This is a genomic window from Streptomyces sp. NPDC091272, assembly GCF_044757485.1.
Taxonomy (GTDB): Bacteria; Actinomycetota; Actinomycetes; order Streptomycetales; family Streptomycetaceae; genus Streptomyces.
Genome location: NZ_JBIVVC010000007.1, coordinates 320,942 through 333,493 on the forward strand (window position 1 = coordinate 320,942; position 12,552 = coordinate 333,493).

The 12,552-nt window shown below is 70.5% G+C and carries 10 protein-coding genes; 1 reads left to right on the forward strand and 9 read right to left on the reverse strand.

Going from position 1 to position 12,552, the window contains the following annotated elements; translation table 11 throughout:
* Nucleotides 1-226: 226 nt before the first annotated feature.
* Complete coding sequence (gene ileS, locus ACIQM4_RS21640; RefSeq protein WP_401594186.1) at nucleotides 227-3,364, forward strand: isoleucine--tRNA ligase; 3,138 nt, start codon at nucleotides 227-229, stop codon at nucleotides 3,362-3,364.
* A gap of 570 nt (nucleotides 3,365-3,934) precedes the next feature.
* On the opposite strand, the gene ACIQM4_RS21645 is transcribed toward ileS, so the two are convergent.
* The 9 genes from ACIQM4_RS21645 to ftsW form a co-directional block, all read right to left on the reverse strand.
* Entirely contained in the window at nucleotides 3,935-5,140 is a 1,206-nt protein-coding gene (locus ACIQM4_RS21645) for a DivIVA domain-containing protein (protein ID WP_401593863.1), read from the reverse strand.
* 49 nt (nucleotides 5,141-5,189) lie between these two features.
* On the reverse strand, nucleotides 5,190-5,486 hold the full coding sequence (locus tag ACIQM4_RS21650; protein ID WP_185025697.1) for a YggT family protein: 297 nt from the start codon (nucleotides 5,484-5,486) through the stop codon (nucleotides 5,190-5,192).
* An 82-nt stretch (nucleotides 5,487-5,568) separates the two neighbouring features.
* A complete protein-coding gene (locus tag ACIQM4_RS21655; RefSeq protein WP_401593867.1) occupies nucleotides 5,569-6,180 on the reverse strand; it encodes a cell division protein SepF in 612 nt (203 codons plus the stop codon).
* 122 nt (nucleotides 6,181-6,302) lie between these two features.
* A complete protein-coding gene (locus ACIQM4_RS21660) occupies nucleotides 6,303-7,058 on the reverse strand; it encodes a YggS family pyridoxal phosphate-dependent enzyme (RefSeq protein WP_401593870.1) in 756 nt (251 codons plus the stop codon).
* A 3-nt stretch (nucleotides 7,059-7,061) separates the two neighbouring features.
* Nucleotides 7,062-7,796, reverse strand: coding sequence for a peptidoglycan editing factor PgeF (gene pgeF / locus ACIQM4_RS21665; protein WP_401593873.1), 735 nt, complete (start codon nucleotides 7,794-7,796; stop codon nucleotides 7,062-7,064).
* A 14-nt stretch (nucleotides 7,797-7,810) separates the two neighbouring features.
* The gene (ftsZ, locus tag ACIQM4_RS21670) at nucleotides 7,811-9,025 is read right to left on the reverse strand and encodes a cell division protein FtsZ (protein ID WP_401593876.1); all 1,215 of its coding nucleotides are present in this window, start codon (nucleotides 9,023-9,025) and stop codon (nucleotides 7,811-7,813) included.
* A 275-nt stretch (nucleotides 9,026-9,300) separates the two neighbouring features.
* Entirely contained in the window at nucleotides 9,301-10,104 is an 804-nt protein-coding gene (locus tag ACIQM4_RS21675) for a cell division protein FtsQ/DivIB (RefSeq protein WP_401593878.1), read from the reverse strand.
* Nucleotides 10,105-10,134: 30 nt separating this feature from the next.
* On the reverse strand, nucleotides 10,135-11,229 hold the full coding sequence (gene murG, locus ACIQM4_RS21680; RefSeq protein WP_401593881.1) for an undecaprenyldiphospho-muramoylpentapeptide beta-N-acetylglucosaminyltransferase: 1,095 nt from the start codon (nucleotides 11,227-11,229) through the stop codon (nucleotides 10,135-10,137).
* A gap of 6 nt (nucleotides 11,230-11,235) precedes the next feature.
* Nucleotides 11,236-12,552 carry a putative lipid II flippase FtsW gene (gene ftsW / locus ACIQM4_RS21685; protein ID WP_401593884.1) on the reverse strand — a complete coding sequence of 439 codons (1,317 nt, stop codon included), beginning with the start codon at nucleotides 12,550-12,552 and terminating at the stop codon, nucleotides 11,236-11,238.

Here is a 12,552-nt window from a genome sequence, read left to right on the forward strand (position 1 = left end):
AGAAAGCCCGCCCCTGCCGGGGCAGGCCGGTAGACCCGGCATCGCGCCCCTAATGAGGGGGCCGCGGACGTACTGCGTCCGGGGCCAAGGAGGGTGGTACCGCGGGAGCAGCAGGACGCTCTCGTCCCTCCGACGGAAGCAACGAGTCCGCCGGAGGAAGAAGACCCCCATGACCAAGCCGACTGAGCCGACAGCGTCGACAGAACCGACTGCGCCGACAGCGCCGATGCCGACGTACAACCCGGTCCCCGCCCAGGTCGACCTGCCCGCCCTGGAGCACGCCGTGCTCGACTTCTGGGAGAGCGCGAAGGTCTTCTCGAAGTCCCTGGAGGCCTCCGAGGGCCGCCCGGAGTGGGTCTTCTACGAGGGCCCGCCGACCGCCAACGGCATGCCCGGCGCCCACCACATCGAGGCCCGCGTCTTCAAGGACGTCTTCCCCCGCTTCCGTACGATGCAGGGCTACCACGTCGGCCGGAAGGCGGGCTGGGACTGTCACGGCCTGCCCGTCGAGCTCGCGGTCGAGAAGGAACTCGGCTTCACCGGCAAGAAGGACATCGAGAACTACGGCATCGCCGCGTTCAACGACAAGTGCCGCGAGTCCGTCACCCGCCACACCGACGCCTTCGCCGAGCTCACCGAGCGCATGGGCTACTGGACCGACCTCGACGACCCGTACCGCACGATGGACCCGGAGTACATCGAGTCCGTCTGGTGGTCCCTGAAGGAGATCTTCAACAAGGGCCTCCTCACCCAGGACTACCGTGTCGCCCCCTGGTGCCCCCGCTGCGGCACCGGTCTCTCCGACCACGAGCTGGCGCAGGGCTACGAGACGGTCGTCGACCCGTCCGTCTTCGTCCGCTTCCCGCTGACCGGCGGCCCCCTGGCGGACCGGGCGGCGCTCCTGGTCTGGACGACGACCCCCTGGACGCTGGTCTCCAACACGGCCGTCGCCGCCCACCCGGAGGTCCGCTACGTCGTCGCCACGGACGGCTCGGAGAAGCTGGTCGTCGCCGAACCGCTGCTGGAGAAGGCACTCGGCGAGGGCTGGACGACGACCGGCGAGTCCTTCACCGGCGCCGAGATGGAGCGCTGGACCTACCGGCGCCCCTTCGACCTCGTCGAGTTCCCGGCCCCCGCGCACTACGTCGTCAACGCCGACTACGTCACCACCGAGGACGGCACCGGCCTCGTCCACCAGTCCCCCGCCTTCGGCGCCGACGACCTCGTCGTCTGCAAGTCCTACGGGCTCCCGGTCGTGAACCCGGTCCGCCCCGACGGCACCTTCGAGGAGGACGTCCCGCTCGTCGGCGGCGTCTTCTTCAAGAAGGCCGACGAGACGCTCACCGCCGACCTCGACGCCCGCGGCCTGCTCTTCCGGCACGTCCCGTACGAGCACAGCTATCCGCACTGCTGGCGCTGCCACACCGCGCTGCTGTACTACGCGCAGCCGTCCTGGTACGTCCGTACGACCGCCGTCAAGGACCGTCTCCTCGAAGAGAACGAGAAGACCAACTGGTACCCCGAGACGGTCAAGCACGGCCGCTTCGGCGACTGGCTGAACAACAACATCGACTGGGCGCTGTCCCGCAACCGCTACTGGGGCACCCCGCTGCCCATCTGGCGCTGCGAGGAGAACCACCTGACCTGCGTCGGCTCCCGCGCCGAGCTCTCCGAGCTGTCCGGCGAGGACCACAGCGCGCTGGACCCGCACCGCCCGTTCATCGACGACGTCACCTTCCCCTGCACCCACGAGGGCTGCTCGCTCACCGCGACGCGCGTGCCCGAGGTCATCGACGCCTGGTACGACTCGGGCTCGATGCCGTTCGCGCAGTGGGGTTACCCGTACAAGAACAAGGAGATCTTCGAGAAGCGCTACCCGGCGCAGTTCATCTCGGAGGCCATCGACCAGACCCGCGGCTGGTTCTACACGCTGATGGCCGTCGGCACCCTCGTCTTCGACAAGTCCTCCTACGAGAACGTGGTGTGCCTCGGCCACATCCTCGCCGAGGACGGCCGCAAGATGTCCAAGCACCTGGGCAACACCCTGGACCCGATCCCCCTGATGGACCAGCACGGCGCGGACGCGGTGCGCTGGTTCATGGCGGCCGGCGGCTCCCCGTGGGCGGCCAGGCGGGTGGGGCACGGCACCATCCAGGAGGTCGTCCGCAAGACCCTCCTCACGTACTGGAACACGGTCGCCTTCCAGGCGCTGTACGCCCGCACCTCCGGCTGGGCCCCCAGCGCCGCCGACCCGGCCCCGGCGCAGCGCACGGTCCTCGACCGCTGGCTGCTGTCCGAGCTGAACGCGCTCGTCGACCAGGTCACCGGCGCCCTGGAGTCGTACGACACCCAGAAGGCGGGCAAGCTCCTGTCCGCCTTCGTCGACGACCTCTCCAACTGGTACGTGCGCCGCTCGCGCCGCCGCTTCTGGCAGGGCGACAAGGCGGCCCTGCGCACCCTGCACGACGTGGTCGAGACGGTCACCTGCCTGATGGCGCCGCTCACCCCGTTCCTCACCGAGCGGGTCTGGCAGGACATGGTCGTGCCGGTGACGCCGGACGCCCCGGAGTCGGTCCACCTCGCCTCCTGGCCGAAGGCCGACCTCACGGCGATCGCCCCGGCCCTCTCCACCCAGATGGCTCTGGTACGCCGCCTGGTCGAGCTGGGTCGCGCCACGCGCGCCGAGTCGGGCGTCAAGACCCGCCAGCCGCTCTCCCGGGCCCTGGTCGCGGCGCACGGCTTCGCCGCGCTCTCCCCGGAGCTCAGGGCGCAGATCACCGAGGAGCTCAACGTCTCCTCGCTGGCCTCCCTCTCCGAGGAGGGCGGCTCCCTGGTCGACACGACCGCCAAGGCGAACTTCCGCGCGTTGGGCAAGCGGTTCGGCAAGGGCGTCCAGGACGTGGCGAAGGCGGTCGCCGCGGCCGACGCGGCAGCCCTCTCCCTCGCCCTGCGCGACGGCGAGGCCCCCCTCGTGGTGAACGGCGAGACGATCCTCCTCACCCCCGAGGAGGTCATCATCACCGAGACCCCGCGGGAGGGCTGGTCGGTGGCGTCCGACTCCGGCGCCACCGTCGCGCTCGACCTGGAACTCACCCCGGAACTGCGCAAGGCGGGCCTCGCGCGGGACGCGATCCGCCTGATCCAGGAGGCCCGCAAGAACTCCGGTCTGGACGTCGCCGACCGCATCGCGGTCCGTTGGACCGCTGCGTCCCCGGAGACGGCCGAAGCCCTCTGCGCGCACGCGGGACTCATCGCGGACGAGGTCCTGGCCACGGACTACGCCCAGGGCCCCGCGGACTCCACCTACGGCTCCCCCTTCACGGACGAGCCTCTCGCCCTGACCTTCCACCTGCGCAAGGTCTGACCGGGGGTCGGCCCACTCGCGCAAGGTCTGACCCGGGATCGGGCCACCCGCGCGCAATCCCCGCGCGAGCAGGCCCGCCCCCACCCCGAAGGGCCCGGAAGCACCCAGCCTCCGGGCCCTTCACCTTGCCCTGCACTCACCTTTGCGGGTACCGCTGCACGCGCCCCTTGCGGGTCGCACTGCACACACCCTTGCGGGTCCCGCTGCGCGGATCCGTGCGGGCACGTCGTGGCTGATCGCGCAGTTCCCCGCGCCCCTAAAAGCCTGCCCCCTCCCTCCCCCAGCCCCCTCGGGCAGCGGGGCCGCCCCTTCCCTCCCCCTCCCAGCCCCCTTGGGCAGCGGGGCCGCCCCCCGGGGGCGGGACGGGTGGGCAACAGGGCGGCCCCTTGCGCGGAGCGCCACGTCCCCCGACCGGCCCGCCCCGCGACCGCTCGTCCCGCGACGGTTCGCACGGCCGATCGCCACCCACCCGGCCGCCCACGGCAAAAGGGCGGGCCCTGGGACCGAATGGTCCCAGGGCCCGCCCCCAGCCTGCCGACGGCTACGCGCTCATCACGCGCACCAACCGCCTCAGTTGTCGTCCTCGTCGATCAGGAACCCACGCATCGGCGAAGGCGCCTGCTGCATCGGCTGCTGGCCCTGCGGCCGCACCGGCGCCATCGGCTGGGTCATCGCCGGCGTCATCTGCTGCTGGCCGCCGTAGGACGGAGCGCCGTTGGCCGGGCCGTTGCCCATCGAGGACGGCGCACCCATCGAAGGGTTGCCACCCATCGAGTGCCCCATCGACGAAGCACCGGCAGGAGCCATCGAGTTACTCATCTGCGGAGCCGGCGGCAGCGAAGCCGTCGCCGGGGTCCGCGGCGGAGCCAGCGAGTCGTCCGCCTGGGTCTCCAGCTGACGCAGCTGCGACTCCAGGTAGGACTTCAGCCGCGTACGGTACTCGCGCTCGAAGCCGCGCAGGTCCTCGACCTTGCGCTCCAGCGTCGCGCGGGCGGACTCCAGCGAGCCCATGGCGACACGGTGCTTCTCCTGCGCGTCCCGCTCCAGCGCGTCCGCCTTGGCGCGGGCGTCCCGCTCCAGACCCTCGGCACGCGAACGAGCCTCGCCGACGATCTTGTTGGCCTCGGAACGGGCCTCCGCGATCGCCTGGTCGGCGGTCTGCTGCGCCAGCGAGAGCACGCGCGCGGCGCTGTCCCCACCGGGCTGCTGCATCTGCTGCGGCGGCTGCTGCTGCATCGGGGGCTGGCCCATGGGGCCGCCCATCGGGCCCTGGCCCATGCCCTGCTGCTGGCCCATGGGGCCACCCTGCTGCATGGGGTTCTGACCCATCGGGCCCGGACCGTGCTGGCCCTGCATCGGACCCTGGCCCATCGGACCGGGACCGTGCTGGCCCTGCTGCGGGCCGGGGCCGTGGCCACCGGGGCCGGCCGGGAGCTGGAGCGGTCCACCCTGCTGCTGCATCTGCTGCTGGGGCGGCTGCTGCTGTTGCTGCTGCTGAGGCGGTCCGGATATGGCCGCGGGGACGGGCGCGCCCGGTCCACCGGGACGGTTGTCCTGCGGCTCCGGCTTGCGCATGCCCTGCTGCTGCTGGTTCTGCGCGGCCGCACGGGTCGCTGCGGCGAGCTTGGCCCGCAGGTCCTCGTTCTCGCGGAGCAGACGGGTCAGCTCGGACTCGACCTCGTCGAGGAAGGCGTCAACCTCGTCCTCGTCGTAGCCTTCTCGAAGGCGGACGGTCGTGAACTGCTTGTTCCGCACGTCCTCGGGGGTCAGCGGCATCTCTTCTTCACCTCTACGTAGTCGTCGGCAGTCGGCAAGACCGTATCGCTCACATCCCGCGCCCAATGTTGTTCACAACACTGATCAGGATGTAGACGATGATCATCAGAACGAAGAAGGACAGGTCGAGTGCCACGCCCCCGAGACGCAGCGGCGGAATGAACCGCCGCAGAAGCTTGAGCGGTGGATCGGTGACAGTGTAAGTGGCCTCAAGAACGACCACCATCGCCTTGCCGGGTTGCCAGGAGCGCGCGAACTGAAACACGTAGTCCATGACGAGCCGGAAGATCAGCACGACGAGGAAGCACATCAGCGCGATGTAGATCACGTCCAGTGCGATGCCCATTCCCCTGCGTCCCTCTCCCCTGGCTCTCGCCTCGGTCCGGCCTCAAGGCCGGTTGTGTCCGGTTGTGTTGCTCTCGGCTCTGTCAGCTCTGGTTGAAGAAACCGCCCTCTGCGATACGGGCCTTGTCCTCCGCCGTGACATCGACGTTAGCAGGCGACAACAGGAACACCTTCTGCGTCACTCGCTCAATGCTGCCATGCAGACCGAAGACGAGTCCCGCGGCAAAGTCGACAAGTCGCTTCGCGTCCGTGTCGTCCATCTCCGTGAGATTCATGATCACCGGCGTGCCCTCGCGGAAGTGTTCCCCGATGGTACGGGCCTCGTTGTAGGTCCGGGGGTGCAGCGTGGTGATGCGGTAGGGCTCCCGCTCGGACACGACCTTGGGCATGATCACCGGTGCGTTCTTCTCCAGGCTCGGTCGTTCAGGTGTGATGGACGCCACGGGGGCGATTCGCGCAGGTCGTCCGCTTTCCGCCGGAAGCTGAACGGGCTCGCGGGGGGCCGGGGGCTGCACCACTCGTACCGGTTCGTCCCGCTCCCGCTCGACCTGGTGCGGGGGCTGGTGGCGGCGGTGGTCACGCTCCGGCTCCGGCTCGGGCTCGAAGTCGTCGTCGGGGTCGAAGCCCCGGCCGTCGTACCCATCGTCCTCCACGAGGCCGAGGTAGACCGCCATCTTGCGCATAGCGCCGGCCATTTCCTGAGTCCTCCGCTCTGTGGTGGATCGGCCTCGTCACCAAGTGCCCGCGATCCACTGGGTCTGCCCCCGAATAGTGGGGATGACCATATTTTCTGCTGTGGTCCGACTGCTTCGCGACGTTACCCGAGGGGAGGGCGGAGGCCGAGTACCGCAGTGCCGACGCGCACATGTGTCGCACCGGCAGCCACCGCCTCATCCAGATCCGCACTCATCCCCGCAGACACCATGGTGGCAGCCGGATGTGCCGTGCGCAGGCGGGACGAGATTTCCGTCAGCGCGGCGAAAGCGGCCCCCGGGCGCCCGGCGTAGGCCCCGGAGAGGGGAGCGACGGTCATCAGGCCGTCCAGCCTGAGCCCTTCGGCGGCGGCCACCGCGGCGGCCAACTCCTCCACCCCGGCGGGGGAGACGCCGCCCCTCTCACCGCGTCCGCCCACCTCGGCGTCCAGGGCCACCTGGAGCAGACAGCCGACCTCGCGCTCGGCCCGCACGGCAGCGGCGGACAGCGAACCGACCAGCTTGAGGCGGTCCACGGACTGCACCTCGGCCGCGTAACCGACCACCGAGCGCACCTTGTTGGTCTGCAACTGACCGACGAAGTGCCAGGTCAACGGCAGATCGGCACACTCGGCAGCCTTGGGGGCCGCGTCCTGGTCGCGGTTCTCGGCGACATGGCGCACCCCGAGCTCGGCCAGCAGCCGTACGTCGCTCGCCGGGTAGGTCTTGGTGACCACGATCAGGGTCACCTCCGCGCGTGCGCGCCCGACCGCGGCGCACGCGGCAGAGATACGTTCCTCCACCCGCGCCAGGTTCGCCGCGAGCTGCTCCTTGCGCGCCGAGGGCCCGGAGGCCTCCGCGCGTTCCGTACGGTCCGTCATGTCCTACCCGTCCAACCAGACATAGCCGGCGAGCCGTCCCGTGGTGCGGTCCCGCCGGTAGGAGAAGTGGTCGCCCGACTCGCGTGTGCACACCGGCGAGCGCGACCGCGACCGCACCCCGAGGGCCGCGAGCTGGGCGTGCACTCCCGCGGTGACGTCGACCGCCGGGGTCCCCCAGCTCGTCTCGGCCCAGCAGGCAGGTTCGATCGCGGCGGCGTCCGCGCGCATCTGTTCGGGCACCTCGTAACAGCGCCCGCAGACCGAGGGGCCCGTCCAGGCCCGGGTACGAGCGGGCTCGGCGCCGAGCGTGACCATTGCCCGCACCGCGGCGGGCACCACCCCCGCCAGCATTCCGGGCCGTCCCGCGTGGGCCGCCGCGACGACTCCGGCGACCGGGTCGGCCAGCAGCACGGGGGTGCAGTCCGCGGTGAGCACCGCGAGGGCGAGTCCCCGACGGGCACTCACGACCGCGTCGGCCGGGGGAATTTCGGCGCCCGGGGCCCAGGGCCCCTCGACCACCGCGACGTCCCGCCCGTGCACCTGGTTCATCCACACCACACCGGCCGCGTCGAGCCCCAGGGACTCCGCCGCGAGCCGGCGGTTGCTGCGTACCGCGCCGGGGTCGTCGCCGACCGCCCCGCCGAGATTGAGCTGCTCGTACGGAACGGCGCTCACCCCGCCCCACCTGTCGGTGAAGGCGAAGTGCGCGCCGTTCTCGTCGTCGTACCGCTGTATCACTGAAGGCTTCCGGACTACTTCAGGAAGTCCGGTACGTCCAGCTCCTCGGCCGCGCTGTCCGCGTAGGACGGGCGGGCCGGCGGGACGTGCGGGGAAGCCGGCGGGGCCGGTGCCTCGTTGACCGGTGCGGGCTGCTCGGCCGGGGCCGGGGCCTCCTCGCGCACCGGGACGGACCCGATGCCGCTCGCCCGCGTGGGCTCCGGGGCCGGGCGCGTGGCCGGGGCCGCCTCCTCGCGCTTGCCCGCTCCCGCGCCGAGCACGTTCTCGCGCCGGGCCGGCGGCTGACCGCCGTCGAACCCGGCGGCGATCACGGTGACCCGTACCTCGTCGCCCAGGGCGTCGTCGATGACGGCGCCGAAGATGATGTTCGCCTCCGGGTGGGCCGCCTCGCTGACCAGCTGGGCCGCCTCGTTGATCTCGAAGAGACCGAGGTCGGATCCGCCGGAGATGGAGAGCAGCACCCCGCGGGCGCCGTCGATGGAGGCTTCGAGGAGCGGCGAGGAGATCGCCATCTCCGCCGCCGCCACCGCGCGGTCGTCGCCGCGCGCCGAGCCGATGCCCATGAGCGCCGAACCGGCCTCGGACATGACCGACTTGACGTCGGCGAAGTCGAGGTTGATCAGGCCCGGGGTGGTGATCAGGTCGGTGATGCCCTGGACACCGGACAGCAGGACCTGGTCGGCCGACTTGAAGGCGTCCAGGACCGAGACCTGACGGTCGCTGATCGACAGCAGCCGGTCGTTGGGAATGACGATGAGGGTGTCGACCTCTTCGCGGAGCTGGGCGATGCCGTCCTCCGCCTGGTTCGCGCGCCGCCGGCCCTCGAAGGTGAACGGGCGGGTGACCACACCGATCGTCAGGGCGCCCAGCGAGCGGGCGATGTTGGCGACGACGGGGGCGCCACCGGTTCCGGTGCCACCGCCTTCGCCTGCCGTCACGAAGACCATGTCGGCCCCCTTGAGGACCTCTTCGATCTCTTCGCGGTGGTCCTCTGCCGCCTTCCGGCCGACGTCCGGGTTGGCGCCGGCGCCAAGGCCTCGGGTGAGTTCACGGCCGACGTCCAGCTTGACGTCGGCGTCGCTCATCAACAGCGCTTGCGCGTCGGTGTTGATCGCGATGAACTCGACGCCCTTGAGACCGACCTCGATCATCCGGTTGATGGCATTGACACCACCGCCGCCGACACCGATGACCTTGATGACTGCGAGGTAGTTCTGCGGTGCTGCCACGTCGAAGGCCTCTCGCCTCGATTTACGTGCCGCCACGGAGTTTGCAGCGCCGCGACGACTGATGCCGATTTGGGACGGTCCGAACGCCGACCCGAACCCTAACGCTGAAGTTTAGGGTTACCAGTGTGTCTGTTCCTTGGACTCTTCCGAACAGGACACTAAGTCGACAAGTGGTGCGCGTTCAACGAACACGCCGAACCTCCCGTTTTTCTTTTCACCCTATGTGATCACCCATATCGATGACCAACCAGGGGGCTGGCCTGGCCGAATGGCCGTCAACTCCCGCTCGCCGCCGGGGCGGTGGGGGCACTTACGTCGAAGTGTCCCGCTTCGGGTGCCGCTTTCATGAGAGCGAGCAGCGCGCGCGACTTGGCCGCACCCTCCTCGCCACTGCCCCAGAAGGCAGTTCGGCCGCGGCCGAGTCCCAGGGTGATCGAGTCGAACGAAGTCACTTTCACCGCCGTCAGGTTACGGGCCAGGGCCGTCGGAAGCTCAACGGTGACGCGCACCGCCTCGTCCAGCAGCCGCTGTTCACCGAAGCGACGCAGGCTCGGGGAGCGCTGTGCCGCCAGTTCGAGAACAGGTACCCCGGCAGGAGCTTTCGTCACAGTGGCGAACCGCACACCTTCCCGGTCCACTTCGGTGAACTTCGCGTCCTTCTCGATGAGGAGCACGGGCTTTCGCTCCGTCACTTTGAGACCGATTCCGTGCGGCCACGACCGGACCACGTCGATCGTGTCGATCCGGGGCAATTGTTCGCGGAGCCGGTCCTCGATGGCTCCCGTGTCGACGGAAATCATCGGTACCCCGGTCACGACCGCGGCGGCGGCGACCACCTCGTCGGGTGTCAGGGCCCGGGTCCCGCTGGCCTTCACCTGCTCCACCCGCAGCCATTCGGAGCCGTACAGCGCCCAGACCGCGCCACCGGCGAGCAGTACCGAAAGGGCGAGCGCGAGAACCACCGGGCGGCCGACGGAGATCCGCCGCCGCCCGTCCCCGCGTTCCTTGCGGGGCGGCCGGGGCGCGGCCGGGCCCGACTTCTCGTCGCTGCCGCGTTCGCGGGTCGTCGGTCCGGCCACGTGGGTGTCGCCTCCTGCGTCGGGGGCCGGTCAGCCGGCCCGGCGTTCTGCGATCGCCTGGTAAACCATGCCGACGAGAAGCTCGTCGGCGTCCCGGCGGCCGAACTCGGCGGCCGCGCGCGACATCTCGTACAGCCGGTGCGGATCGGCGAGCACCGGCAGGACGTTGCCCTGGACCCACTCGGGGGTCAGGGCCGCGTCGTCCACCAGCAGTCCGCCGCCCGCGTTGACCACCGGCTGGGCGTTGAGCCGCTGTTCACCGTTGCCGATGGGCAGCGGGACGTAGGCGGCGGGCAGCCCGACGGCGGAGAGCTCGGCGACGGTCATGGCGCCCGCACGGCAGAGCATCATGTCGGCCGCCGCGTACGCCAGGTCCATCCGGTCCACGTACGGTACCGGGATGTAGGGCGGCATTCCGGGCATGTTGTCCACGCGCGGCAGTTCGTTCTTCGGGCCGACCGCGTGCAGGATCTGGATGCCTGCCCGCTGGAGGTACGGGGCGGCCTGCTGGACCACCTCGTTGAGCCGGCGGGCACCCTGCGAGCCGCCGGAGACCAGCAGCGTCGGCAGGTTCGGGTCGAGCCCGAACGCGGCGCGTGCCTGCGGGCGTACGGCGGCCCGGTCGAGGGTGGCGATGGTGCGGCGCAGCGGGATGCCGATGTACCGGGCGTTACGCAGTTTGCTGTCGGGCGTGGAGACCGCGACCGCCGCCGCGTACCGCGAGCCGATCTTGTTGGCGAGGCCCGGCCTGGCGTTGGCCTCGTGCACGATGATCGGCACGCCGAGGCGCTTGGCCGCGAGGTAGCCGGGCAGCGCCACGTAGCCGCCGAAGCCGACGACGCAGTCCGCCTTGGTGCGCTCCAGGATCTGCTCGGCGGCCTTGATGGTGCCGCGCAGCCGTCCGGGGACGGTGATCAGCTCGGGCGTGGGCTTGCGCGGCAGCGGCACGGCGGGGATGAGACCCAACTCGTAGCCGCGTTCGGGTACGAGCCTGGTCTCCAGCCCCCGTTCCGTGCCGAGCGCCGTGATCCCCACGGTGGGGTCCTGCCTGCGCAGGGCGTCCGCGAGGGCGAGCGCGGGCTCGATGTGGCCGGCGGTCCCCCCACCGGCGAGTACGACATGCACCGAAATTCACCGCTCTCCGGACGGACGCTTCTTGACGCGCCGTCTCATCGTTTTCCATCTCGTCCCGGGCCGCCTCATGGCCAGTGCGGCCCGCGCCGCCGGGTCCTGACGCGCGAAGGCGATCAGCAACCCCACGGCGAACATGGTCGGCAGCAGGGCCGAGCCCCCGTACGAGAACAGCGGGAGCGGGACCCCGGCGATCGGCAACAGGCCGAGCACCGCACCGATGTTGATCGTGGCCTGCGCCATGATCCAGGTGGTCACACCTCCCGCTGCGTACCTCACGAAGGGGTCCTCCGTGCGTCCGGCCACGCGGATACCCGCATAGCCTAGGGCCGCGAACAGGGCGAGTACCGACAGCGTGCCCGCCAGACCCAGTTCCTCACCTGTGATGGCGAAGATGAAGTCGTTGTGCGGCTCCGGGAGTTGGCCCCATTTTTCCACACTCGCGCCCAGCCCGGATCCGAACCAGCCGCCGGACGCGAGCGCGTAGATTCCGTGCACCGCCTGCTGGCACTGCCCCTCGGGGCCCATCTCCGTGCTGAGTACGCAGTCGAGCCGGGCCATCCGGTTGGAGCTGGTCTTCACCAGGACGAAGCCCAGGAATCCGGCGAAGCCGAGGACCCCGGCGAACAGCCGGGTCGGCGCACCCGCCAGCCACAGCAGCCCGAAGAGGATCGCGGTGAGGATGATCGCCGTGCCCATGTCCCCGCCGAGCATGATCAGCCCGAGCAGCATGAAGGCGACCGGCACCAGCGGGACCAGCATGTGCTTCCACTGGGCCAGCAGGTGCTTGTCCTGCTTGCGGGCCAGCAGGTCGGCGCCCCACAGGACCAGCGCGAGCTTGCCGAACTCGCTCGGCTGGAGCTGGAAGGGGCCGCCCAGCGAGATCCAGTTCTGGTTGCCGCCGACCGCGTGCCCTATCCCGGGGACCTGGACCAGCGCCATCAGGAAGACCGTGCCCGCCAGCAGCGGGTAGGAGAGCGCGCGGTGCAGCTTGACCGGCATCCGGGCCGCGGCGAGCAGGAGAACGGCGCCGATCAGCGCGGCCAGGAACTGCTTGCGGAAGAAGTACGAGCTGACCAGGTTGAGCTGGAGCGCCTTGATCATCGACGCGGAGTAGACCATCACCAGGCCGAGCCCGGTGATGAGCAGCGCGCTGCCGAGGATCACGTAGTACGCCGTCAGCGGCCGGTCCCAGGCCCTGCGGAGCTGCTCGTACAGCTTGCGGGGACCGCCGGGGCCGCGCGGACGGCTCACCGTCGCCCGGCCGCGCGGGGCGGCGGGGCGGGTGCCTGACGTTCTTCTGGCCGTGGCCGGCAT